This is a genomic window from Thermoflexus hugenholtzii (assembly GCF_018771565.1).
Classification (GTDB): domain Bacteria; phylum Chloroflexota; class Anaerolineae; order Thermoflexales; family Thermoflexaceae; genus Thermoflexus; species Thermoflexus hugenholtzii_A.
Genome location: NZ_CP076326.1, coordinates 1,246,531 through 1,269,124 on the forward strand (window position 1 = coordinate 1,246,531; position 22,594 = coordinate 1,269,124).

Annotated in this window: 23 protein-coding genes; 22 read left to right on the forward strand and 1 reads right to left on the reverse strand. The window is 64.5% G+C overall.

The genetic code is table 11. The annotated features are described in order from the left end of the window. Nucleotides 1-3: 3 nt before the first annotated feature. From KNN16_RS05655 to KNN16_RS05665, 3 genes are all read left to right on the forward strand, one after another. On the forward strand, nt 4-684 hold the full coding sequence (locus tag KNN16_RS05655; RefSeq protein ID WP_299285146.1) for a deoxynucleoside kinase: 681 nt from the start codon (nt 4-6) through the stop codon (nt 682-684). Between the two features lie 103 nt (nt 685-787). After that, nucleotides 788-1,735, forward strand: a complete 948-nt coding sequence (locus KNN16_RS05660) for an MBL fold metallo-hydrolase (protein ID WP_303899782.1) — start codon at nt 788-790, stop codon at nt 1,733-1,735. A gap of 50 nt (nt 1,736-1,785) precedes the next feature. Next, nucleotides 1,786-3,102 carry a zinc ribbon domain-containing protein gene (locus KNN16_RS05665; RefSeq protein WP_303899784.1) on the forward strand — a complete coding sequence of 439 codons (1,317 nt, stop codon included), beginning with the start codon at nt 1,786-1,788 and terminating at the stop codon, nt 3,100-3,102. Nucleotides 3,103-3,153: 51 nt separating this feature from the next. Here the strand turns inward: KNN16_RS05665 and KNN16_RS05670 are convergent, their stop codons facing one another. Then, nucleotides 3,154-4,248, reverse strand: coding sequence for a CRISPR-associated protein Csx3 (locus KNN16_RS05670; protein WP_303899787.1), 1,095 nt, complete (start codon nt 4,246-4,248; stop codon nt 3,154-3,156). A 142-nt stretch (nt 4,249-4,390) separates the two neighbouring features. On the opposite strand from KNN16_RS05670, the gene KNN16_RS05675 reads away from it, so the two are divergent. The 19 genes from KNN16_RS05675 to cas3 all read left to right on the forward strand — a co-directional run bounded on the left by KNN16_RS05675 (nt 4,391) and on the right by cas3 (nt 22,526). After that, a complete protein-coding gene (locus KNN16_RS05675; RefSeq protein ID WP_303899790.1) occupies nt 4,391-5,272 on the forward strand; it encodes a CRISPR-associated ring nuclease in 882 nt (293 codons plus the stop codon). 193 nt (nt 5,273-5,465) lie between these two features. Continuing rightward, a complete protein-coding gene (gene csx15, locus KNN16_RS05680) occupies nt 5,466-5,879 on the forward strand; it encodes a CRISPR-associated protein Csx15 (protein WP_299285130.1) in 414 nt (137 codons plus the stop codon). Next, nucleotides 5,869-6,678 carry a CRISPR-associated endoribonuclease Cas6 gene (gene cas6, locus KNN16_RS05685; protein WP_303899793.1) on the forward strand — a complete coding sequence of 270 codons (810 nt, stop codon included), beginning with the start codon at nt 5,869-5,871 and terminating at the stop codon, nt 6,676-6,678. The genes csx15 and cas6 overlap by 11 nt, the downstream gene beginning before the upstream one ends. Before the next feature lie 20 nt (nt 6,679-6,698). Continuing rightward, entirely contained in the window at nt 6,699-8,312 is a 1,614-nt protein-coding gene (locus KNN16_RS05690) for a hypothetical protein (RefSeq protein ID WP_303899795.1), read from the forward strand. Beyond that, the gene (locus tag KNN16_RS05695; protein WP_303899798.1) at nt 8,309-8,974 is read left to right on the forward strand and encodes an RAMP superfamily CRISPR-associated protein; all 666 of its coding nucleotides are present in this window, start codon (nt 8,309-8,311) and stop codon (nt 8,972-8,974) included. Before KNN16_RS05690 ends, KNN16_RS05695 begins: the two co-directional genes overlap by 4 nt. Next, a complete protein-coding gene (gene csx10 / locus KNN16_RS05700) occupies nt 8,964-10,187 on the forward strand; it encodes a CRISPR-associated RAMP protein Csx10 (RefSeq protein WP_303899801.1) in 1,224 nt (407 codons plus the stop codon). Before KNN16_RS05695 ends, csx10 begins: the two co-directional genes overlap by 11 nt. Next, on the forward strand, nt 10,184-10,654 hold the full coding sequence (locus KNN16_RS05705) for a hypothetical protein (RefSeq protein ID WP_303899803.1): 471 nt from the start codon (nt 10,184-10,186) through the stop codon (nt 10,652-10,654). Before csx10 ends, KNN16_RS05705 begins: the two co-directional genes overlap by 4 nt. After that, nucleotides 10,651-11,457 carry a CRISPR-associated RAMP protein Csx7 gene (gene csx7 / locus KNN16_RS05710; RefSeq protein WP_303899806.1) on the forward strand — a complete coding sequence of 269 codons (807 nt, stop codon included), beginning with the start codon at nt 10,651-10,653 and terminating at the stop codon, nt 11,455-11,457. Before KNN16_RS05705 ends, csx7 begins: the two co-directional genes overlap by 4 nt. After that, entirely contained in the window at nt 11,450-12,337 is an 888-nt protein-coding gene (locus tag KNN16_RS05715) for an RAMP superfamily CRISPR-associated protein (protein ID WP_303900595.1), read from the forward strand. The genes csx7 and KNN16_RS05715 overlap by 8 nt, the downstream gene beginning before the upstream one ends. Before the next feature lie 9 nt (nt 12,338-12,346). Then, nucleotides 12,347-12,829: a hypothetical protein gene (locus KNN16_RS05720; protein WP_303899808.1), complete on the forward strand. Its 483-nt coding sequence runs from the start codon at nt 12,347-12,349 to the stop codon at nt 12,827-12,829. Between the two features lie 85 nt (nt 12,830-12,914). Beyond that, nucleotides 12,915-13,763 carry an RAMP superfamily CRISPR-associated protein gene (locus tag KNN16_RS05725; protein ID WP_303899812.1) on the forward strand — a complete coding sequence of 283 codons (849 nt, stop codon included), beginning with the start codon at nt 12,915-12,917 and terminating at the stop codon, nt 13,761-13,763. Next, nucleotides 13,763-14,086, forward strand: a complete 324-nt coding sequence (locus KNN16_RS05730; protein ID WP_303899814.1) for a hypothetical protein — start codon at nt 13,763-13,765, stop codon at nt 14,084-14,086. Before KNN16_RS05725 ends, KNN16_RS05730 begins: the two co-directional genes overlap by 1 nt. 5 nt (nt 14,087-14,091) lie before the next feature. Beyond that, nucleotides 14,092-14,514 carry a PIN domain-containing protein gene (locus tag KNN16_RS05735; RefSeq protein ID WP_303899816.1) on the forward strand — a complete coding sequence of 141 codons (423 nt, stop codon included), beginning with the start codon at nt 14,092-14,094 and terminating at the stop codon, nt 14,512-14,514. Nucleotide 14,515: 1 nt separating this feature from the next. After that, nucleotides 14,516-15,526, forward strand: coding sequence for a CRISPR-associated protein Csx14 (locus KNN16_RS05740; protein WP_303899819.1), 1,011 nt, complete (start codon nt 14,516-14,518; stop codon nt 15,524-15,526). A gap of 3 nt (nt 15,527-15,529) precedes the next feature. Beyond that, complete coding sequence (locus tag KNN16_RS05745; protein ID WP_303899821.1) at nt 15,530-16,507, forward strand: hypothetical protein; 978 nt, start codon at nt 15,530-15,532, stop codon at nt 16,505-16,507. Between the two features lie 140 nt (nt 16,508-16,647). After that, nucleotides 16,648-18,231 (forward strand): hypothetical protein, encoded by a 1,584-nt coding sequence (locus KNN16_RS05750; protein ID WP_303899824.1) that lies wholly within the window; start codon nt 16,648-16,650, stop codon nt 18,229-18,231. Nucleotides 18,232-18,349: 118 nt separating this feature from the next. Next, nucleotides 18,350-19,327, forward strand: coding sequence for a type I-B CRISPR-associated protein Cas7/Cst2/DevR (cas7i, locus tag KNN16_RS05755; protein WP_303899827.1), 978 nt, complete (start codon nt 18,350-18,352; stop codon nt 19,325-19,327). A 4-nt stretch (nt 19,328-19,331) separates the two neighbouring features. Beyond that, nucleotides 19,332-20,027, forward strand: a complete 696-nt coding sequence (gene cas5, locus KNN16_RS05760; protein ID WP_303899830.1) for a CRISPR-associated protein Cas5 — start codon at nt 19,332-19,334, stop codon at nt 20,025-20,027. A gap of 78 nt (nt 20,028-20,105) precedes the next feature. Next, the gene (cas3, locus tag KNN16_RS05765; RefSeq protein ID WP_303899832.1) at nt 20,106-22,526 is read left to right on the forward strand and encodes a CRISPR-associated helicase Cas3'; all 2,421 of its coding nucleotides are present in this window, start codon (nt 20,106-20,108) and stop codon (nt 22,524-22,526) included. Nucleotides 22,527-22,594: the final 68 nt, after the last annotated feature.

Consider the following 22,594-nt stretch of genomic DNA (forward strand, 5'->3'; position numbering starts at 1 on the left):
CCCTTGACCGATCATGGGCTTTCCGGGAAGAAGTTCATCGCCATCGCCGGGAACATCGGGGTGGGGAAGTCGGCCCTGACCGAGCGGCTGGCCCGGGCGCTGGGGTGGGAGCCTTTCTTCGAGGCGGTGGACGATAACCCTTACCTCGCCGATTTCTATCAGGACATGGCCCGCTGGGGCTTCCATTCCCAGATTTTCTTCCTGAGCCGCCGGCTCCGGCACCACGTGCTGCTGCTCCAGCGTCCCCACTCGGTGATCCAGGACCGCACAATCTATGAAGACGCCGAGGTCTTCGCCAGAAACCTCTATGAGCAGGGGGATCTGAGCGAACGGGACTGGCGGGTCTACCGGGAGCTCTACGAGACCCTGCTCATGTTCCTCCCGCCGCCGGATCTGGTGATCTACCTGCGGGCCTCCGTCCCCACGCTACAACACCGCATCGCGCTGCGCGGGCGAGCCTTCGAGCGGGAGATCCCCCCGGAATACCTGGAGCGCCTGAACCGGCTCTATGAGGACTGGATCCGACGGTTCGATCTCTGCCCTGTGCTCACCATCCCGGCGGACCGCCTGGATTTCGTGCAGCATCCCCGTCACCTCCGCCTGATCGTGGAGAAAGTGATCGAGAAGCTCCAGGGGAAGGAAGAGGTCACGTTCGAGGAGGAGCTGGCGGATCCGGGGCTCTGAGGCCCGCCCGGCTGGGGGCGAGGATTTGGGAGAGCCCCCCGGTTCGAGGTAAGATCGGCGGGAGGACCCAGAGCCCGTCGCAAGCTCCGAGGAGGCGAGGACGATGCCCTACGCCCTGCATCCCATCGCCGAAGGGGTCACGGCCATCGATCTCCATTTCCACGGCCGTCCGCAGGTCATCGCGGCCTATTTGATCTACGACGGCCGGGAGGCCGCCCTGGTGGAGACCGGGCCGACCTCCAGCGCGGAGCACCTGCTGGAGGGGATCCAGGCGGCCGGCGTGCCCCTGGAGGCCCTGCGCCACCTGATCGTCACCCACATCCACCTGGACCACGCGGGGGCATCCGGGTTCCTGGCCCAGCGCCTGCCCGGGGCGAAGATCTACGTTCATCCGGTGGGCGCCCCCCATCTGATCGATCCCTCCCGGCTGATCGCCAGCGCCGCCCGGATCTACGGGGACATGCTGGAGCCGCTGTGGGGGAAGGTGATCCCTGTTCCCGCCGACCGCGTGCAGGTCGTTCCGGATGGGGAACGCCTGCGCGTGGCCGGCCACACCCTGGTGGCCTTCGAGACCCCCGGCCACGCCCGCCACCATCACGCCTTCCTCGACGAGACCACCGGTCTTCTCTTCACCGGGGACATCGCAGGGGTGCGCCTGCCCGGCGTGCGCTACGTCCGCCCGCCCACCCCGCCACCGGAGCTGGACCTGGAGGCCTGGTCGGCCAGCATCGCCCGGCTGCGCGCCCTGAAGGCCCAGGCCCTGTGCCTGACCCACTTCGGGGCTTTCCGGGAGGACATCGAGTGGCACTGGGAGGACCTGGAGCGCCGGCTGTGGGACTGGGGGCGGTGGATCCGGGAGATGATGGAGGAGAACCGGACGGAGTCCGAGATCCTGGAGGCGCTGCGAACCCGAGCGGACGCCGAGCTGCAAGCCGCCGGTGCCGACCCGGCGTTCTACGATGTGGCCGTGAGCTACGAGAGCGTGGTCGCCGGATACCTGCGCTACTGGCGGAAGCGCGCCGAAGCCCTGGCCCAGCGGGCCGAAGGCTGAACCGGTCGGCCCGGGGGGAGCGCGAAGCCAGACAACGGAGCGCCCACGGCATGATCGAGCTCATCCCCTGCCCGGCTTGCGGCCGGGAGATCTTCGCGGAGGAGGGCGTTTGCCCCCACTGTGGGGCCGCTTTCTGCCCGGCGTGCCGATCCCCCATGCCGGAGGATGCGGATCGCTGCCCCGCTTGTGGAACGGTCTGGGCCTGGTTCTGCAGCCACTGTGACGCGCCCGTCCCGCCGGAAGCGGAGACCTGTCCGTCGTGCGGCGCGCCCCTGCGGCCCCGGCCTTGCGGCCGCTGCGGGACGATGGTGCCGCCCGACGAGCCGTGCCCGGGCTGCGGCGCCGAGCCCTGCCCCGATTGCGGCGCGTGGGTGCCGGCGGACGCCTCCGCGTGCCCGGCGTGCGGGTTGCCCCTGGGGGAGATGTGCGCGCAGTGCGGGGCTGCGTTGCCGGAGGGCGCGACCCGCTGCCCGGCCTGCGGCGCGCCGGCCGGGGAGCCCACCTGCCCGCGCTGCGGCCAGCCCGTGGCGCCGGAGTCGGGTCTGTGCCCCGCGTGCGGCGCGATCTGGTGCCCGATGTGCGGGGAGCCCGGACCCGAAGAGCCCCTCACGGCGGAGACGCGATGCCGATGGTGCGGCTTCGAGCTGGCCTTCGCCTGCCCGGGTTGCGGGGCCGTTCTGCTGAGCACGGCGTCGGAATGCCCGGACTGTGGGCGGGTTTTCCCCCGGCGTTGCCCGTCCTGCGAGAAGCCCCTCTTCGGCGCGCCGGAGCGCTGTCCATCGTGCGGAGCCCCGATCCCCGCGCCTCCTCCCGTGGAGGACCATCCGGCTTCCCTCCGCCCTTCTGAAACCGCCGCCCTGACGGTTTGCCCCAACTGCCGGACGCTCTTTCGCCCATCGGAGGGGCCGTGCCCGTCCTGCGGCCAGTGGCTCTGCCCCCGGTGCCGTGCCCGGCTCTGGCCGGATGAGCTCATCTGCCCGCGGTGCGGGGCGGAAACCGGCGCGCGCTGCCCCGATTGCCAGGCGATCATCCCCCTCGGAGCTTCCGCGTGTCCGATCTGCGGGGCCGAGCTCGCCTTCGTCTGCCCGCGCTGCAACGCCCGTGTCTCCGAAAGGACCGAACGTTGCCCCTCCTGCGGCCTGGACCTTTCGGGACGCTGCCCCCGTTGCGGGGTGGAGCTCCCGGAAGAGGCCGACGCCTGCCCGGCCTGCGGGCAGGCCCTGTGCCCGGAATGCGGATCGGCGGTGGCCGAGGACGCCCGCGCCTGTCCGGTCTGCGGGGCCGCCTTCACGTATGTGTGCGAAACCTGTGGGGCGGAGCTGGAACCGGAAGCGACCCGCTGCCCGCGTTGTGGACATCCGGTGTAGCCGCAGGCCGGAGCCCCATGTCCCGGATCGACTGGATGATCCGGCACGATCTCACCCCGGAGGCCCGGGATCCTCGATCCTCCACACCGTCCCGACCGGGAACGCGGGGTCCCGGGAGGCGATGACCACCGCCTGATTCCCCCGGGGCTCAAAGACCGCAAGGGCCGGTCGGCCGGCGCAGGCGCGGGCCAGGGCGGTGAACAGCCAGAGGGGCAGCTTCCCGTTCAGGATGAGGAGCCCTTCCTCCGGGATCGAGGGCAACAACAGGCCCTCTGTTTCCTCCCGCTCCACATAGGGATGGCGGAGGGCAGCCCGGAGCCGCCATCCCCCGGGCGCGCGCTCGACCGTGAACGCCAGCGGAGATGAACGGTCCGCTGTCCGTTCCTCGCCCTCCGTCGCCCATCGGAAGCGCGGGGGTTCCACCCAGCCCAGCCGGACGTCGAACTGGAAGAACGGGGCCGGGAGGGCGTGGACGGCGAGGGCTGCGTAGAGCCAGGCGGGGCCGCGGCCGTAAAGGGCCAGGGGCTTGCCCTCGGGGAGGAAATCCAGCATCCGGGGCAGATCCTCCGGGGCCCAGCGCGGGGCCTCCCCTTCCCGACGGACCTCCAGCATGCGGGCCAGCTCGTCCAGGTCGATCACCCAGTCGACGTCGGGGGCCATCGCCAGATGATAGCGGCGCAGCTCCTCCGGGTCGTAGCGGAAGAGGGCCGCGATCCGCTCGGCCAGCGCCTCGAAGACCGGCCCCTCCGCCATGCGACCCCGCTCCAGGCCGGTGATCACCCCGCGCAACACCGGTGTCTCCTCCAGGATCTCCGAGGAGCCTTCCAGGCGGGAATCCAGATCCGCGATCAAATGCAGGCCGTAACGCCGGACGCGCTCCTGCCAGACCGGGCGGGCCGCGGGATCCCGGATGAGGAGGATCGCGTGGGTGACCACGCCCAGGATCCGCTCTTGCTCCGGGGTCGGCATCCCCCCCACATCCACCAGCAGCGGCAGGTGGCGACGCCGGATGTCCTGGACGATCCGATCCACCCAGCGTTCATCGAAGGCCCCCTTGATCCGGAGCTGCCGGGCCAGCCGGGGCTCCGCCTCGTGAAACCAATCCCCCTCCCCATCCGGCGCCGCCCGCAACACATAATGGGCCACGCCACGCTTCCGCAAGGATTGTGATAGACTATATGTTAGAACGGATTTACCAGAGTTCGGCGGCCCTCCGATCAGCACAGCGGGGAACAGCTCCATCGGGATCCTCCGTATCCCGGGAGATTCGGTCTGCGGGAGGTGGGCCATGGAACACAGACCGGCCAGCACGATGATCGCCACGCTGGGTGGGCAGCCGCAGGTGATCACCTTTGCCCTGGACGCCTTGCTGAGCCGCGGCGAGCAGATCGTTGAGGTGGTGGTGTTGCACCTCGCTCCCCAGGATCCCCGAACCCGTCACGCCCTGGAACGCCTGGATCGCGAGTTCCCCAACGGCTTCTACGCCCATGCCCGCCGCCCCATCCGCCTGCGTCGGGTCATGCTGAAGGATCTCCGGGGCCCCATGCCGGATATCACCGATGAGCACGCCGCCGATGTGGTCCGGATGCAGATGATGGAGATCCTTCAAGCGGAGAAGGCGCAGGGCCGTCCCCTCCATGTCGTGCTGGCGGGGGGACGACGCCTGCTCGCCCTGATGCTCTTCCTCACCGCGGTGGTGCATCTGGATTACGCGGACCGGGTGTGGCACCTGTATACCCCTCGCGCCTTCCTGGAGGTGGCGCGGGACGGCCAACGGATGCACGCGCGGCCTGAGGATGGCGTGCGCCTGATCGAGGTGCCCTTCCCCCGCTGGGGGGCGGACTTCCCCGCCTTCCGACAGCTGACCTCCCTGCAGCTGGGGCAGATCGAGTCGCCGGCGGATCGGATCGGGCGTTGCCGGCAGGTCTGGGAACGGCTGACGGCGGCCCAGCGCCGCGTGCTGGCGGAGGTCGTGCGCTGCGAACGGCTGGCGCAGGTCGCGGAGGCCCTGGGCCTGTCGCCCAAGACCGTGGACTCCCACCTCGAAGCGATCAAGGCGCTCTGCCGTGAGACATGGGGGCTGTCCCCTGACCATCGTCTCTCCTATCGGGATCTGCGGGAATGGTTCCGCCCCTTCGCGCCGCTCATGGACCTTTCCACAACCCGATGAGGGCCGGGACCGGAAACCGCCCTCCCCGTGGGGCTCCGCTCTGATGCCCCCCAGGGTCAGCGGGGCCCCTCCTGGCTTCTAATCGTAGAAGAACGGCCAGCCCCTGCATCCGGTCGTCTCCGGATGCGCGTCCGGTCTTTCCCCGATGTCCGGCCTCCCGGGCTCGGCTACATTTGGGGGCAAAGGAGGCGGCATGGTCGTTTTAAACTTTGCGCACCCACTCACACCGGAACAGCAGCGGCAGATCGAGGCCCTTGCGGGGCAGCCGGTGGAACAGGTCATCGCCATCGACGCCCAGATCGATCCGGCCCGTCCCCTGGTCCCGCAAGTGGTGTCCATGGTGGATCGGGTGGGGTTCTCCCCCGAGGAGTGGCAGACCCGACCCATCCTGATCCTGTTGCCCTCGTTGAACTACAGCGCCGGGGTGCTGCTGGCGGAGCTTCACGGCCGCATGGGCTATTTCCCATCGATCATCCGGATGCGGCCGGTTCCGGAGGCTGTTCCGCCCCGATTTGAGGTGGCGGAGATCATCTCCCTGCAGGCCGTGCGGGAGGCCGCGCGCGCCCGGCGGGGGGCGTCGGAGGGGAGGGGGAGCGATGCGTCTTAAGATCGCGCTGCGCTTCGTGCGTCCGGGCCGGTTGCCCTGGGGCTATCCGGAGTGGTTGCGGGGCCTGGCGTATACGGCGATGCGGCGGGGGTTGCCTCAGGTGGCCCATCGGCTTCATGAGGAGGGGTGGCAGGGCCCGGAGGGACGCGCCTACAAGCCCCTTACCTACTCGTGGTTGCATGGCCTGCGGCCGGATGGGAGCGGGCTATGGGCGGAGGGGGCGGTCACCTGGTGGGTCTCCTCGCCGATCGAAGCGGTGGTCGAGGCGCTGGCCCTGGGGCTGCTGCTGGAGCCGGAGGTGGCGCTGGGGCCGCATCCGGTGCAGGTGGAGCGCATTGAGGTGGTCCCGGCGCCTGCGCTGGAGGGGTCGATGACCTGCGTCACCCTGTCGCCCATCACGGTCTCCACAGGCGGGCGGCGGGCAGACGGGCGGCTGGTCAAGCGGTATCTTTCGCCGGAGGAGCCGGGCTTCGCGTCGGCGTTAGCGGAGAACCTGCGGCGGAAGGCGGCGGCTTTTTACGGGCAGGAGATCCGGGGGGAGGTCGTCATCCGACCGCAACCGCCCTATCGCTCCAAGCTCGTGCGGATCCACGACACCGACATTCGGGGGTGGATGCTGCGGCTGACGCTGGAGGGGGATCCGCGGCTGCTGCGCCTGGCCTACGAGGCCGGCCTCGGCGAACACACCGCCAGCGGCTTCGGGATGATCGCCATCGCGTCAGGAGATGGCCCCGGAAACACGGCTGGCTGCCGGATCCGCGCGACCCGGGTTTGGGCTATCCCATCACCTAAGCCATAAAAATGAGAGGGGATTGAGGGATGAGCGATCGCATCCTGATGGCCGGAGATGTGGACACCATCCGCGAGTATGTGTTTGAGACCTCCTCTCTTCCTCAGATCCGCGGGGGAAGCGAACTGCTACAGGAATGCGAGGGCAAGATTCAAGAGAAATACGGCTCATATGTTATCTACTGCAAAGGCGGCAGTTTTCTGCTTCAGGTTCCCCCAGGCGAGGCGGAAAGGATCCGCAGAGAGATTGAGCATCTCTATCTGAAGCAGACCCTCGTTGCCACCGTAACGATTGTCTATGAGACGCACAGTCCTCCGTCGGAGGAGCCTCGGCCGGAGGGTTCCTGGGCGCAGCGGATACGAGACGCAGCAGCTGGCGTGCCGCTCGATGGCGGCTTCGCCCAGCGCGTGCTTTTCCTAAACGCCCGTCTCCGGGAGGCCAAACGGGAGAAAACCACCGCCCCGTTCTACGAGGCCCTTCCCTTCGGCAAGCGCTGCGAGCGCTGTGGCAAACGTATGGCCAGCGCCCGGGAGCCAATGGAAGACGGGAAAGCCCTGTGCCTCGTTTGCAAGCATCGGGACGACAAAGGCCGAAAGCGAAAGGGGGAGATTCGAGGGAAGTTCAACCAGGAGTTCTGGCATCGATGTAAGAAGAATCGCACGGCCGAACAGCCCGATGACCTCGATCATCTGATGGCCAGCGCCCGTCGCAAGTATCTGGCCTTTTTCTACGCCGATGGCAACGACATCGGCAGCCTGCTTCAGAAAGCCAGGATTGAGAAGGGAGAAGAAGAGGAAAGGAAATACAGACAGATCTCCGAGGCTCTTCAGAAAGGGACCCAAGAAGCCCTCTTCCAGAGCCTGGAGGCCGTATGCGGCGCAGCATTGGAGCGTGAGGGATACTGGCCCTTCGACATCATCAACATCGGCGGAGACGATGTAACCGTCCTCATCCAGGCCGGATATGCCTGGGATTTGGCCGTCGAATTTCTCAAACATTTTGAAGATGAAGTCAGCCAACGCCTCCCGGAGGACCTGAAGGCCGAATGGAGGCCCACCGCCTCGTGTGGGATCCTCATCGCGGATGTGAAATATCCGGTCCGCTATATGGAGCGTCTGGCCACCGATTTGTTGAAACGAGCTAAGAAGCGGGCAAAAGAGGATCCCCAGAATCCCAAGAGCGCCATCGATTTTCTCTGGCTTCCCTCTCCGGTGGCCAGCGACAGGGTTGAGCCCTTGCTGAGCATTTACCGGCGTGGGGGAGAGGTTGAGCTGACCGCCCGGCCCTACACCCTGGACGAAGCGCAGCGCATCCGGGAGTTGATCCCTCAAGTTGCCCGATGGCCCCGCACCACACGCCACCGCTGGGCAGAGGCCCTGGAACGGGGTGTGTTTCAGTCCCTTAGCTTCATCCAGTATGACATCGCTCGGGAACGGGGAGGGAAAGAAAAAATCGCCACACTGGAACAAGCCGGAGAGATCCTCAGCAAGCGCGGGGGACGACCCATCACGGGGCTTCCCATCTGGTACCGGATCGATAACAATCAGACGGTTATGTGGCGCACACTGCTCCTCGATGTCCTGGAGCTAGCCGAACTGCATGCCATGCGGCCCGATGTGGAGGAGGAGGAAGAAGGCATATGACCAGACTGGAGATGGAGCTGATCATCACGCTGGACACCGCGCTCCACACCACCGGCAACCTCCGACGCCCGGGGGTGGACAAAGCCATGGCCCGGACCGCGCAGGGGGATCCTGTTCTCCCGGCCACCACCCTGAAGGGTTTCTTGCGGGAGAAGGCGGAGATCCTGCTGCGCGCCTGGGGGCATCCGGTATGTCTCGGGCCCGAGCCGGATCGGATGTGCAAAGGACCGGAGCCCTGCCGGATCTGTCGGGTGTTCGGCAACCCCCGACACCCCTCACCGCTGCGCTTCAGCGATGCAACCTTGATTCATGCCGACGAGGACCTGTCCGTTCGGGCAGGCGTGGCCATCAGCCGCCACCGGCGGGCGGCCTTTCCCCAACGCTTGTTCTTCATGGAAACTGTTCCATCCATTCCCGAGCGACCCATCCGGGGGCAAGCCTGGTGTGAAGGCGATTTCTTTGATCCGACAACGGCGCGAGAAGCCGCCGCGTTGATCGCCCTGGCGGCTCGCTGGGGGATCGCCATCGGGGGTGGCAAGACCCGCGGGCTGGGCTGGATCCGGGAGATCAAGGTGAACGCGCACATCGACGGCGAGCCCCTTCCAGAGAGCGCGCTGGTGGAGATCTGGCGGGCCTGGCGGGAGGGAACCCATGTGGCTTAAGATCAAGCCGCGAGAGCCTCTGCTTTTGGGCGACATCCGGCCGGACGCCCAGTTCCTACCCAGCCAGAAATACATCCCAGGGCGTATCCTGCGGGGGGCCTGGGCCGAATGGCTGCTCCGCCAGGGCGCCTCGTCGGAGACCATTCTTCAGCAGGTTGCCCGGCTACGCATCGGGAACTTCTTCCCGGCCCCCGAAGCCCCGGGATTTCTTTACGCGCTCCCCTTGCCGATGAGCGCCCTGGAATGCAAGCGCGAGGGAGGGTTCGCCACGGAACCCCATCCGAATCGTAGGGGCCATGGCATCGTGGACATCCTTCTTCCTTCCCTAGCTTATCGCCTGCTGGAACAACAGGGCGCTCGCTTCCCCCTTCCTTTCAATGTTCGTTGCCGACAGTGCAAAGATCGCATGGAGCCGGCTAATGGCTTTTACGCGGTGTATGAGGTCTATGGCACGAAATACCACACGATGTTCCGCCCGTATTTTCACGCGCAAACCAAAGTAGCCCTCAGCCGCCACCGCCGGGCGGCCACGGAAAGCATGCTGTATACCCCTTCCGCCCTCAGTTCCCATACCGATGATCCGATGAAAACGGGCGCAAGCCCGCTCATGTTCGTCGGGCGGGTTTTCCTCCGTGATGACAAAGGGGAGGATGCTGCAACGAGCTTCCGGGAAGCCCTTTCCCGTATGGCGATCGGGGCCATGCACACCCGTGGCTACGGCCGGGTCGAGGTGGAAGATGTAGAGGGGCATCTGCCTCCTCTCGGTCAGCGGCTGAAGGCCTTTAACGAGACCCTGAGGCGCCTGTGGATGGACATTCGTTCCCTGGCGGTGAACCCAGGGCGCATGCCCGATGGACCCCAGGGGATTTATTTCTCCGTCGATCTGCTGGCCCCAGGGATCTTCCGGGACGACAGCGGCGTCCCCGCGCTGGTGCCGATCCTGCGCCTGGGGAACCAGACCCTCCGCCCCATCCTCTGGATGACCCGTCCGGACATCGCCAGCGGCTGGTCCACGGCCTGGGGCCTGCCCAAGCCCACCCGGCTGGCTGCCCGCATGGGCAGCGTGTTCGTTTACCGATGGGAAGGCGCAGAGGACAGCCTTCTGTCCATGCTGGAGGGCCTGGAGCAGGAAGGGATCGGCGAGCGCCGGGATGAGGGGTTCGGCGAATGCCTGATCTGCCACCCATTCCATCTGGAGGTGGAGGAGAAATGACCCGGTTCACCGATGACCCGAAGCGCAACGCCCAAATCTTGCGGGCGATCAAGGAGAAGGAAGGAGAATTGGTGCAAATGGCGGAAGAGCTTGCCCGGAGCCTGAAGGAAATCTTTCGAAACGAAGAAAAGAAACCGTTGAGCGACAAGGAGCACAAAGAACGCCAGCTGCGCAACATCCAGGAGGTTGCAGAACAAAGCACCTCTTGGGCCGAGGTCGAGCTGTTCATCCGTTACCAAGCCGCGCGCAAAGAGATCTACGTGGCATGGGCCAACGAGGCGCTTCAAAAACTTCAAGGCCTCCGGGAGCTCGCCAGGGGTATTGTGGGCGCTGCAGAGGAGCCAACCATCCGCAAGGTGCACCTGGAATTGATCCGCCGTGTTCTGGGGCACACCGTGCGCTGGCATGTCTGGCATGCGAAAGGAGAGACGCAATTACAACGAGCGAAGCAGGGAGGTGCGGGATGAGCGGGTTTGCCGAGTTCCGGAATCGCACGTGGATCCACGCCATCCTGGAGATGCAGACCGCCCTGGCCGTAGGCAGCCGGCTGTCCCTGGACCCGGTCGGCACCGATATGCCCGTGATCAAGGATCCAGAGGGGAAGCCCTTCATCCCCGGCTCCTCCATCAAGGGCGTGGTGCGCTTCCAGGCCGAGCGCATGCTGCGAGCTGTCAATCGAAAGCCCGATTTCTGGGCTTGTGATCCCTTTGATGCGCCCTGCGTGGATGCCTCCCACAAAGAGACGCTCTGGAAAAGGGCCGGACAGAACGATGAGATCTTTACCCGAGAAGTGTTCTCGGAGAGCTGCACCGCCTGCCGTCTCTTCGGCTCCCCCTGGATGGCCGGACGGGTCGCCTTTAAGGACGCGCGCCTCGAAAACCATGAAGACCTGCCGGTCTGGACCCAGATCCGCGACGGCGTGGGCATCGACCGGGACCTGGGCGCAGCCCGCGCGGGCGTTAAATACGATTTTGAGACCGTGGTCCCGGGTGCTCAATTCCGCATCGAGATCGTGGCGGAGAACCTGGAGAATTGGGAGCTCGGATTTCTCCTCGCTGTGCTGCGGATGTGGAAGGAGGGCGGCATCGCCATCGGCGGCAAATCCACCCGGGGTCCCGGCTGGGGCAAGTTGACAGACATCCAGATCTATCAGGTGACTTTGGACAACCTCCTGGATTATCTGAGCTCCGGCCAGAAGGCTGAGCGAAAAGAGGATGAGCTCATCGAAGCTTTCATGAGTTGGTGGAGGAGGGAGGGTGGCCATGCATAAAAATCGCTACAACGCGTTGCGTTTGAAGCTTCGGCTGAGCCCGAAGGGACCTCTGCTCATCAAAGCCGGGGGCATCTCCGCCAACCCTACCCTGCCCGACATGCAGTTCGTTCGCACCTTCCATCCCGGAAAAGGCGAGGTGCTCTACATCCCGGGATCCTCGCTCAAGGGCGTGGTGCGCGGGTTTGTGGAAAAAGCGTTGCGGACAGTCAATGAACAGGGAAGTTGGCGATGGGCCTGCACTACCTTTCCAGATGATCCGGATAGCTGTGGCAAGCGCCTGGAAAAGGAAGAAAGCAGCTTTCGCATTTATGGGAATTCCTGCGGCGCTTGCCGCATCTTCGGCCACACCCGCTTGAAAGGGCGCGTCGCTTTCACCGATCTTCTCCCGACCACCGACGTGAAAACCGAAATCCGCTATGGGGTGGCCATCTCACGCCTCAGCCATGCGGTCGGGGCTGGCCCCTTCGAGATGGAGATCGCCGTGGCGGGGGCCTTTGAGGGTCAGCTCATCCTGGAGAACTTTGAGCTCTGGCAGCTGGGTTTGCTCGCCATGGCCCTGGAGGCCATGAACCAGGGGCTGGTGAAGGTGGGGTTTGGAAAGAATCGGGGTTTCGGAGAGGTGCATGTGGAAGTCGTGGAAGCGATGATGGAGGAGTTCAGCTCCGGCGCCCAGGATACCGTATGGCGGAGCCTGGGGGCCTTCACGGACGATGAAGAAGCCCGGCGCTACCGGCTGTTTGCGCCCCATCGGATCGAGGGGATGCCGACCCCGGAGCGGTCAGAGGCCATCGGGTTCTATGTCCGTCGGGTGTATGGTCCGGAGACATGGCGCCAGGCCGCTCGCCAAGTGTTAGAGCAAACCCTGAGTGCCGCATAGAGGGAAGCCATGGGGAAGATGAAAGGCTACGTTTATGCGCTGAAAGATCCTCCGGGCTCCTGGACCCATTGGGCGAGCGCCCTCGGCGGCCCCCTTCTCCACTGGGTCGCCGATGGAGCCCGCTTGGTGATGGGTGCCGGGATCCCCACGGAATGGAGGGAGCAGGGAGCTATGTTCGGACCCCGAGGGGAATTGCGCTGGTGGTCTGAAGGGGAGGAACGCCGTGCCCTGCTCCTGATGGATCAACCCGTTGAGGGCCTCACCGCCGTGGAAGGGGAATGGACGATCGAGTCCCGTAGCATGGATCTTCAGGATCTGGGGGAGCCGCGGGTGAAGCCCAATTTCCCGCATTATCCGAGCGGTTCGGAGAAAGGCCGCTTGGAGGTCCGGATTTACTACCGGGATGAAAGGCCGGTTTTCATCAGCCCACGTTCGCTTCAGGAACCCGGAAAGGGGGAGCCCTATGCCGGATCGCACACAGGCGGAGCCTAAGCCCTTTTTCTGGATCCCTTTAAAGGGTCGGCCTCAGAAGACCGCCCCGCCCGGCCATGAGCGGTTCCAGGGCTTGAGCGGCTGGATGGAGATAGAGATCGAGGTGGTCTCAGACTACCTTTACGTGGGCAGCGGGCAACTGGAATTGCGCTCGATTCAGGGACGGGAGCAGGTCTGCTACGTTTTCGCACGACAGAACGAAACCTTGATTATCCCGGGCACCAGCCTCAAAGGGGCGATACGGGGGATTGTGGAAGCCCTATCGAACTCATGCGTGCGGATAAAGGCACGAAATGAGTCGGTGCCCAGCCGTGCTCACGAGGGATGCGAGTATAAAAAGGGCGAACGAGAAGCCCTTTGCCCCGCATGCCGCCTTTTCGGCACGACAGGATATCGGGGTCGAGTGCATTTCGCCGACGCCACGCCGGTTGGAGAGGTGCGTCCGGAGATCATCAAGATCGCGGACCTCTGGCCGCCTCGCCAGATCCGGGGCCGCAAGTTCTATCAGAACAAAGCCCATCAGAGGCTGGACTTAAAGCCCGCTAAGAACCACCGCTTCCTCGAAGCGGTGCCGAAGGGAGCCCGCTTTCAGACCAACCTGTTCTTTGAAAACCTTCTGGAGGAAGAGCTGGGGTTGCTTGCGCGCGCATTAGGTCTGGATCTGCACTCCGAAGATCCTCAGTGGGTGGTCAAACTGGGAGGGGCTAAGCCGCGCTGCCTGGGAGGGGTGCGCTTCATCCCCCGGCGCATCCGTCTTCTGGGAGAGGGCTCCGCTCTCTTTTCCTCATTGCTAAATGGCGGGAGCGCCAGCGAGGTGAAGCCGCTCCTGGCACGATGCCTCGCCCGTAAGGAGTTGCTGGATCAGGAAGCCTGGGAGCGTTTCCGTCAGGAGGCCCGGTCAAAGGACGAACCCTGTCCGAGGGAGGTGTATTAATGAACCGGGAGGAGCAGATCGCCCTGGCCCAGCAGATCGCTCAAGCACTCCCCGAGGTCACCCGCAACGAGTGGATGCGTTGGGTCCAGATCGCGGATCGGTATGGCCTGGAGAAAGCCGTTCAACACGCGGAGCGCGTGGCCCAGGACATCACCATGCGACCGGCCATCCAGCGAGCCAACCGCCTGATCGCTCAGGCGGTTCGTTCCCATCTGGCCACCTTGCAGCGCCTTCAAACCCAGGAGCAGCAAGCCGTCCTGGGCTATGTGTCTTGGTGGCTCCGCATTACGACATTACGCGGATCACTACGCGAGGAGGGATAAAAGCAGTGCGCTTTCTGTTCGATACATCGATATTAATTGACTATTTAACAGACGAAAAGAGCACATCCGCGGATGCCATTTTTAAAGCAAGCGAGATTGGAAAATGTTATATAAGCATAATTAGCATCATGGAATTATATCAATCAAATAAGCGAAGGCGAGAAGTGGAAGAAGAAGTTCGGAGAATCCACGATATCTGCAGACTTTTGAATATTAAGATTGTTTATATTACGCTGAAAATCCAACAAATTGCCATCGATATTATAAAAAATTACTATTCTAATCTGGGAAAAAGTTGCATTCCTGACGCTTTAATTATAGGCACAGGAATTGTGAGAAAGGCATACGTCGTAACAAAAGATTATGGTGCATGGTCTAATGCTTATAGTCAAGTCCTAACTCCAGAAGAAGTTATCAAGAGGTTCTGAGATGGCCAAGAGGCTTCTTGTGGCGACCTTAGGAACCTCACCCGCCGTGATCACAGAGGCCGTGGATTTGCTGACTGAGGAAGGAGAACGGCCGGATGGCGTCCTGTTGTTCTATACCGGGGATCCAGACGTGAAGGAAAGCCTTGAACTCCTTCAGAAACATCTTCCTGCGCACTGTGGCATTAGCTGGATTGTGCCCATCCAAATAGGGTCCTACGGAGACATAGATTCTACAGAAGCCGCGGTCGAGTTCATGGAGCAAGCCTGCGCGCAGCTACGGGCTTATCGCGATGAGCATCGGCTTTTCGTCTGTATCGCGGGAGGTCGAAAGGCGATGTCCGCCCTCCTGGCCCTGGCCGTCCAATTTTATGGCGCCGAACGGCTGTTCCACATTTGGGCGCCACCATGGCTGGAAGCCGGAGGAGAGATCGCAGAGCTCCGAAAGCTCCGGGATTGGCCTGAGCAGCTAACGGAACGCCTCCATCCATCCTTGAACCAACCTCCCACGGATCGCCCGCAGCTGGTGGATCTCCCATTTATCTCGCTGTTCCCGATGCTACCTGCTATCCTGAACGCACTGGGCGGACACCCTTCCGCCTCCAAAGAGATTAAGCAATTCCTGGTTCGCATCGGATTGCTCAGCCCGGAAGGCACGCCAACTCCCATCGGGCACAAGGTTGCCACCATTTTAAATATGGTCGAGACGCTGCCTCCCGCTCGATCACAAGAGCCCCACGTTCATATTCCACCCCATCACCACCAAGACCGGCTTGAGCGCTTTGCCTGGGATCTCATCGGCTACGCCCCCTTCGTGATTGAAGTGCGTGGGGAAGAATGGAGAAAGGGCCATCCGGGTGTCGAGGCTGAGCCTCCCAGCGCGCTGATCGTGGGGGTCCGGCTGGGCACGGACATCCTCTTTCGCCTTCGGCTCCTCACCACCGCTACAACCGAGGGCCAGCTGGAGGCCGCCCGTCGGTATATCGAGCGATATGTCCACCGTCGGGGAGGGTAGACCATGGGGGTTTACCACCTGATGGGCCTGGGGCGTTCCCCGGGCACGGTGATCGGGCCGCTGACCTACCTGGCCCACCGCTACTCGCGATGGGAACCCGAGGATCAGGCCTTCTTCGCCGGATCCGGCGAGGCCGCCCTGCGCCAGACGGGTCAGAGCGCAGGAGATGTGCAGGCCCTCGTGCTCTTCACCACCCGCGAGATCCTCCAAGGCGACCTCCCCTCCTTCGATTACATCGAGAACCCGCCCGGCCGCGTCGCGCAGGGACCGCTGCGGAAAGGCGGGCCGATGAAAGAGGTGCTGCGCGCGCACCTGCGCCGGGAGTGGCCGGCCATCGCCGGCGGGCGCCGGGAGGGCGTGGTGTTCTGGTGCGAGGTGGACCGCCGGGATATCCGCACGACCTATGAGCGCGTCGCCCGCGTGGTGGCCGCCCTGGCCGGAACCGGAGGCCAGGGGAAGGAGATCTGGGTCAACCTGACTGGCGGCAACAACGTCATGAACTTCGCCCTGGAGCTGGCCGCCGTCCTCTCCGGAGATGTGGCCCGTCTTTACTACGTCCAGGCCGCCGATGAGCGGGCGGAGAAATGCCTCCGCTTCACCGCCGAGGACGGCTACTGGGTGGATCTGCCCATCCTCCCCCTGGGCCTGGGACGGCTGCGCCGGGCCATCCTCGAGGTTCTGACGGCACACGGCCCCCTTCCCCTGGAAGACCTTTACGCCCGCCTTCGAAACGAATACTGGGATCTGAGCCGGGGCCTGGATTCATCCGAGACCCTGCGGCGGGATCACTTAACGCCGCTGTGGAAAGCGCGGCTCATTCAGGGAACCGAAGAGGGTTATCGGCCGGGGCCGCAGTGGGATCTGATCCGGCCCTATCTCCAGGTCCTGGAGGAGGCACGGAGCCAGAACCGCACCCTCGAGCAACTCGCCGAGGAAGAGGACTGGATCGAACGGGAGGTGATCCCCTTCGAGAGGCCCTGAGCCCTATCCGGCCGGCCCCGGAATCCATTCCGGTCTATCCCCGATGCGGCCCGGGCTCCTTTCGATCAGAATCAGAAACGCCAAGCGCAGGTCCCCTGTTGTGGGATCCAGGTGGGGGAGTGAATACGAGGGGGCGTTGAATGACAACGATGTGGAATCTGCCCATCCGCCACGATCCCTGGCTGGATAACGGCCTGGAGGTCCTGGCCGGGATGGCCGAGGCGATCGCCCGCCAACACCCGGCCGTCCTGAGTGTCCGCCTGGAGCCCGACGGGCTGCGCCTGGAGATCCAGCAGCTCCAGCGCTTCGCCCGCCTCCTGAGCCATCAAATCGCGCTCCAGGTCGAAAACGCTTATTACATTCCGGAGCCCGGGCGCAAGGTGTTGAAACCGTTCGTCGGCTTCAATCAGCAGCCTCCGAAGCAGCATCCTGAACTTTATCGGGGGAAGGAGGCGATTGAGGCGTTCGTTCAGGAGCTCCTGGCAGAGATCTCGCAACCTTCCAACCGCCGATCCCGCTTCACGTGTCCGTTCTGTGGGGCACCGGCCACGGAGAAGCGCACGCTCTCCCTCTATCCCTTCGTGACTAAGACGAAAGCCCTCGGCGGGCAGGCGGTGTGGGAAGAGGCCGGGTTCCGCGGCCTGAACGAATACGGGCCGATCTGCGCCGTCTGCGCCTTCCTGGGCATGCTGGCCTGGTCCGACACCGCCCTGCTCTACCGGTGCGACATCGATGGTCCTCAGGGGACAGCGCTCCTGGCCCTCCCATGGCCGCAGCCCCTCGACTTGCGCCGTCTGCACACCCAAAAGCAACGTTATCGCCGCGCCCTGAACCCCGCCCACCGCCGCAGCAACGTCCAGGTGGTGGTTCGCTGGGGGGACCGGGAGCGGGAAGACTGGCCTCCCCAGGCGTTCACCATGCTTCTGGCCTTCTATGAGGCCGCCCTGAGCCGGGTGCTGAGGGAGATCCAGGGAGACGGCGAGGAGGGCCTCTTCGAGCTGACCGCCCTGCGCGGAGTGATCCCGGATGGCTGGATCCTCCTCCGCATCCCCCAGGGTCGGATGAAGGACATCACGGCGACCGACTGGTTCATGGAGGACGCCATCCTGCGCGTCCTGCGCTCCATGATCGAAGCGGACGTCCTCCCCTATCAGGGCATCCTCACGGGGATATGGCTGACGCTGGAGGGACGGCGCATTGATGAGGAAACCGCCGCATGGCGAGAGGAGCGCGCGGCCGCTTTCCTGCAGAACGATTTCGGGGGATTCGCCTCAGGCTTCGGGATTCGACGTCGACAGATGCTGGGGTTCTACAGCGAAGCTGTTCAGGGCCTTCACCAATGGATCCAAACCTGGCTGGAGGAGCGGAAGACGATGAACGAGCAGGAGCTGGAGCTGGTGCGACGAGCGGGGCGGACGATCGGCCGCATCGCGGGCGCTCAACGCCGGGCTACGATCCTTTACGAGATGGAACGGGCCCGCACCCCCTCCGATCTGCTGGGCGTGTTGAGCGACGTGGTGCATCGCTTGGTGGGGATGGAGGCCCAGGAGATGCGGGATCAGTATCTTTCCCTGGAAGCCCTCGACCGGCTCACCGCCCTGATCCACGCCGCAGGAGACGACGCCCGCCGGTTCGCCGACATGAAGCACACGCTCTTCATCTACGCCGGGCTGGAATACGCAGGGGTGATCCGGGGGCAGACCGCCGAGGCGACCGCCCGCTGAGGCTCAAAACATTCAAAGGCCCGCAGGATGCCCTTCAGCGTCCTCCTGAGGACATGAAGCGCTCAGCGTCATCTTTTGCAAACCGCGATGCGAACCCCAACTCAAGAGGAGGAGAGCGATGGATGTGAAAGCGATCTCTATGGTATGGCTCTCCCGCACCGGGCTGACCAACCTGAACGCGGGCGAGGGCGGCAGCAATCTGGTGGATCTGAAAAAATACCGCTGGGCCGGGCGCGAGTATCCTTACGTCAGCGGCCAGGCCATGCGCTTCTACCTGAAGGAGGCCATCCGCCGCGAGGTGCGTCCGGAGGAGGCCTGTGTGGCCGATGAACATGGAGAAACATGCGGGCGCATCGCCGAGTGTGTGCTCTGCGATCTCTTCGGCTTCATGACCACCCTGCCCGATGTGGGGGCCGTCGTCCGGGTGTCTCCCGTCAAGGTCTCCCCGGCCCTGGGCCTGATCCCCCTGGAGGAAACCATGACCGTGGACTTCCTCACCCGACGCCACCGCGGTGCGGTCCAGGAGGAGGCCGGGACCATCCGTGGGGACATCGTGAACGTGGAGATGGCTGTCAATCTTTACAAGGCAGGCCTGGCGGTGGATGTGCGCCGGGTAGGCCGCGAGGAGGAGCTGGTGGAGATCGAGAAGGGCCGCGGGAAGAAGGCCCAGACGGTGAGGGGGGTGACCCTGAAGGATTACGTTGATGAGGCGGAGCGCCGGCGGCGCATCGGTCTGCTGCTGAGCGCGGTGCAGGACTTCAGTGATTATTCCAAACAGGCCCGGCTGCTCACAGACTTCACCCCCGATCTCCTGCTCGTCGCACTCCAGGCCAACTATTCCCATCGCCTCCAGAAGGCCCTGGAGATCCGATGGGATGGCGCCGCTATCCTTGATACGGCACGGCTCGATCAGGTGCTTCGGGAGCTTCAAGAGGATGTGGCAAAGGCAGATGAACGGCCAGCGGTTTTCGCCGGGATGCTGGAAGGCGTGATCGCGAACGGGGAGGCGGTCCGGGAGACCCTGGCCCGGCACGGGATCGAGGTCGTCACGCCGCGGGAGGCGATCGCACGAGCGAAGGCCGCCCTGGGGGTGTGAGCCCATGACGAAATATGGGCTGACCGTGGATCTGGAGAGCCCGTATTTCGCCTGCTTCCGCCAGGTGGCGGCCACCAGCGTGGTCCTCACCTACCCGGTTCCACCTTTCACCACGATCCTCGGCATGCTGCTCAACGCCCTGGGGGTTCACCACGCCCACTACGAAACGGAACGGCAACGCCTGCAGGAAGCGCTGCGATTCAACCTCCGGCCGCTGGAGTCCCCCGGGCGGCCCCAGCGGGAGCTGGCGAAGCTCCTCAAGCTGGTCGGGGAAGGCCGAAAAGAGGAGGGGAAACGCCCGGTGGATTTCCCCTCCTCCCCGGTGCGCAAATCTTTCCTCGTCCGGCCTGCCTATCGGGTTTATCTGGCTTCGGGGTCCCAGACGATCGTCCAGGAGCTCGGAGAGGCCCTGCGACGCCCCGCCCGTCCACTGTATCTGGGTGGATCCGACGACATGGTGATCGTGAACCTTCGCTGGATAGGCGAAGTGAAGCAAGCTGAGGGTCGAGAGGTCTGGGGGTTGCTGCCCGGCATTTACGAAGGCTGCGAGCTGATCCGCCTGCCGCTGGCTTTCCGGAGCGGGCGCGATCTGGCGCCGCCGCCACTGCTCGCGCTGCCGCGCCGCTTTCCCTTCCAGCTCCCCGAGCCCCAGCCTCTGGCGTTTTTCGAATCCGAGGGCGTGATCCTGCTCCCTGTTTGAGCCTCGCCCCGCGAGGCCGTTGCCTTCGGGCATGCCGCTTCGATCGAGGTCAAGGGACAACGCCCAGGGAAGCGCACCATGGCGTTGTGGGGGAAGCGTGACGGCGAGCGATGGCAGACCCTCTACGGACACATCCGGGACAGCCTGGCCATCGCGGAAGCCCTCGCCCGGAGGCCCGGCCTTATCGGGTTCTGCCGCCGCCATGGACTTGATGCCCATCGTTTCCGCCAGATCGTTGGGCTGGTCGTCCTCTTTCACGATGCGGGCAAAGGCACCGCCCCCTTCCAGGAAGCGCTGGAGGCCGATCGAACCTCATGGAATTTCCCCCACGCCCTGGCGGCTTTGCCGCTGATGGACATGGCCTGGCGGAAGGCCTCTTTCCCCACGCTGCTGAAAGAAGCCCCCATCCTTGAGGTGCTCGCGGTCGCCGCCCACCACACGGAGCTACATCGGGATCTCTACCAGAACCTTCCGGAACCCCACAAACGGCTCAGCTTCCTCCCCGCGCTCCAGGAGATCCTGCGTCGGCTCTACGAGGAGACTGCTCCGATCTGGGGTTGGGCCGCTGCGTTTCCGGACCTGCCGCTGGATGAGCTCTCGCGGCGCACGCTGGGCGAGCTGTCCAAAGCGTTGCTGAGGATACGAGAGAGGATCACCCAGCAAGTCGCCGGGATGTCAATGGAAGAGCAGGCGCGCTTCCGCGCCCGTTACGTGGCGCTCCTCGCCTACCTCAAGGCGGCAGATAAAGCGGCCAGCCGCGTCTTCGCTGAGCGGGCCCGCCCGGGGGAGAACGGCCCGCTGCTCCCCTTCCCGCTCCCGGAGGCTGAGCTGGAATCCATCCTCCCCGACTGGCCATCGGATGCCGAAGAGGGACTGCGAAGCACCCTGCCCCCCGGAGGGGACTGGTTCGACTATCAAAAGAAATTGCAGGAGGCTTCGTTCCGGTGGGGGCTGGTGCGAGCGCCATGCGGCCGGGGGAAGACCGAAGCCGCTCTCCTCTGGTTTTTGCGGCGTCGGAAGCTCGAAGGCCTGGACCGTTTGATCTGGACGCTCCCGACGCAGGTGACCTCCAACGCCATGCGCGAGCGGCTGGCCCGCATGTTCGGGGAGGAACGGGTCGGTCTCTATCATGGACGCTCCAGCCTGGAGCATCGCGAACGGATCCGGGCCCGATTGCAGCAGGGCCCAGAAGGACCCGCCCCCCTGGATCCAGATCCGGCCCTTGAGCTGGAATGGGCCCGCGAGGCGAATTTCTGGAGTGAGGTCCTGGCTTATCCCCTGGTGGTCACCACCGCGGATCACCTGCTGTATTCGTTCGTGCACGGCTTCCCTCAGGCCGATTTCGCTCTGGGGATGCTCCAGGGAGCCGCGGTGGTGTTCGACGAGGTGCATGCCTACGACGATCAGATGCAGGCCGAGCTGCGGGAGGCCATGGCCTTGCTGCGCGGGATGGGGGTTCCCCATCTGGTGATGAGCGCCACCCTTCCCGACCCCCTGATCCAGGCCGGTCGCCTGGAAGATTACCCCTTGATCGAAGACGCGGCGGGAATGATCCGATGCCCCTTCCAGGTCCTGAAGCGAGCGCAACCGCTGATCCGGAACGAGAACGCTCGCCTGATCGTGAACGAAGAAGTGATCGAAGAGGTGCTGGACGGGTATCGCAACGGGGCGGTTCAGTTCCTCATCGTGAACACGGTGCGCAAGGCGCAGGCCCTTTACCGGCAGCTTCGCACTTTCCTGCCGCCGGAGGACTGTCTCTGTCTCCACAGCCGGTTTGCCTACGCCCACCGCCGGGCGAAAGAGCGGCAGGTGATCGAGCGTCTGAAGCGCCCGAAGGCCGACCGCACGCCCTTCGTCCTGGTGACCACTCAGATCATCGAGGTCAGCCTGGATATCAGCGCGGATCGGATCCTCTCGGAGATCGCGCCGCTCGATGCTCTGGCCCAGCGGGGCGGGCGGGTGAACCGGGGAGGTGAGCTCCCTCACGGCCTTCTGATCGTTTTCCCGGTCGACGTCCCCCATCCCTACGATGGGGAACGCCTGTCCCGCAGCTGGGAGCTTCTCCGCGAGGGTCCGGTCTCTTATGGAGATCTCCATCAGTGGGCGAACGAGGTCTATGCCGATCTGGAAGGGGGAATGGCCCGGCTCCCCGAGCTGTTCATGGAATGCACCCTCTTCGGGCCGGATCCCTCCGAAGTGCGATTCGATGAAGAGCACGGGCGTCGCTACCAGCCCCGGCGTATCGAGCAACCCACAATCGATGTGATTCCCCATGAGATCTGGGCCCGGCTCCAGCCCGACACCTCACCGCTGGAGTTCCTCACGCCGGTTCCTCTCTGGTGGCTGGCCCACAGCCAGCGCCAGGGGCTGGGCTGGTTCTATCTGGCGGAACGTCCCCCCTCCCGCCGCGCCTGGCTGATCTGCCGCCGACCATATAGCGAGGAGATCGGATTTGAGGAGGATATCGAGGTCGGAACATCCGGTGTGATCGTGGAGTGAAAGGGTCGAAAAACCAGCATCTGGGCAGAGGATGCAGCCATTGCGTCCGAACGGCACCTGTCGAGCAC

Bases quoted from the DNA above. Each gene is read 5' to 3' on its own strand.
- KNN16_RS05660 (WP_303899782.1), top strand. From the start codon at position 788: ATGCCCTACGCCCTGCATCCCATCGCCGAAGGGGTCACGGCCATCGAT.
- KNN16_RS05665 (WP_303899784.1), top strand. From the start codon at position 1,786: ATGATCGAGCTCATCCCCTGCCCGGCTTGCGGCCGGGAGATCTTCGCG.
- KNN16_RS05675 (WP_303899790.1), top strand. From the start codon at position 4,391: ATGGAACACAGACCGGCCAGCACGATGATCGCCACGCTGGGTGGGCAG.
- csx15 (WP_299285130.1), top strand. From the start codon at position 5,466: ATGGTCGTTTTAAACTTTGCGCACCCACTCACACCGGAACAGCAGCGG.
- cas6 (WP_303899793.1), top strand. From the start codon at position 5,869: ATGCGTCTTAAGATCGCGCTGCGCTTCGTGCGTCCGGGCCGGTTGCCC.
- KNN16_RS05690 (WP_303899795.1), top strand. From the start codon at position 6,699: ATGAGCGATCGCATCCTGATGGCCGGAGATGTGGACACCATCCGCGAG.
- KNN16_RS05695 (WP_303899798.1), top strand. From the start codon at position 8,309: ATGACCAGACTGGAGATGGAGCTGATCATCACGCTGGACACCGCGCTC.
- csx10 (WP_303899801.1), top strand. From the start codon at position 8,964: ATGTGGCTTAAGATCAAGCCGCGAGAGCCTCTGCTTTTGGGCGACATC.
- KNN16_RS05705 (WP_303899803.1), top strand. From the start codon at position 10,184: ATGACCCGGTTCACCGATGACCCGAAGCGCAACGCCCAAATCTTGCGG.
- csx7 (WP_303899806.1), top strand. From the start codon at position 10,651: ATGAGCGGGTTTGCCGAGTTCCGGAATCGCACGTGGATCCACGCCATC.
- KNN16_RS05715 (WP_303900595.1), top strand. From the start codon at position 11,450: ATGCATAAAAATCGCTACAACGCGTTGCGTTTGAAGCTTCGGCTGAGC.
- KNN16_RS05720 (WP_303899808.1), top strand. From the start codon at position 12,347: ATGGGGAAGATGAAAGGCTACGTTTATGCGCTGAAAGATCCTCCGGGC.
- KNN16_RS05725 (WP_303899812.1), top strand. From the start codon at position 12,915: ATGGAGATAGAGATCGAGGTGGTCTCAGACTACCTTTACGTGGGCAGC.
- KNN16_RS05730 (WP_303899814.1), top strand. From the start codon at position 13,763: ATGAACCGGGAGGAGCAGATCGCCCTGGCCCAGCAGATCGCTCAAGCA.
- KNN16_RS05740 (WP_303899819.1), top strand. From the start codon at position 14,516: ATGGCCAAGAGGCTTCTTGTGGCGACCTTAGGAACCTCACCCGCCGTG.
- KNN16_RS05745 (WP_303899821.1), top strand. From the start codon at position 15,530: ATGGGGGTTTACCACCTGATGGGCCTGGGGCGTTCCCCGGGCACGGTG.
- KNN16_RS05750 (WP_303899824.1), top strand. From the start codon at position 16,648: ATGACAACGATGTGGAATCTGCCCATCCGCCACGATCCCTGGCTGGAT.
- cas7i (WP_303899827.1), top strand. From the start codon at position 18,350: ATGGATGTGAAAGCGATCTCTATGGTATGGCTCTCCCGCACCGGGCTG.
- cas5 (WP_303899830.1), top strand. From the start codon at position 19,332: ATGACGAAATATGGGCTGACCGTGGATCTGGAGAGCCCGTATTTCGCC.
- cas3 (WP_303899832.1), top strand. From the start codon at position 20,106: ATGGCGTTGTGGGGGAAGCGTGACGGCGAGCGATGGCAGACCCTCTAC.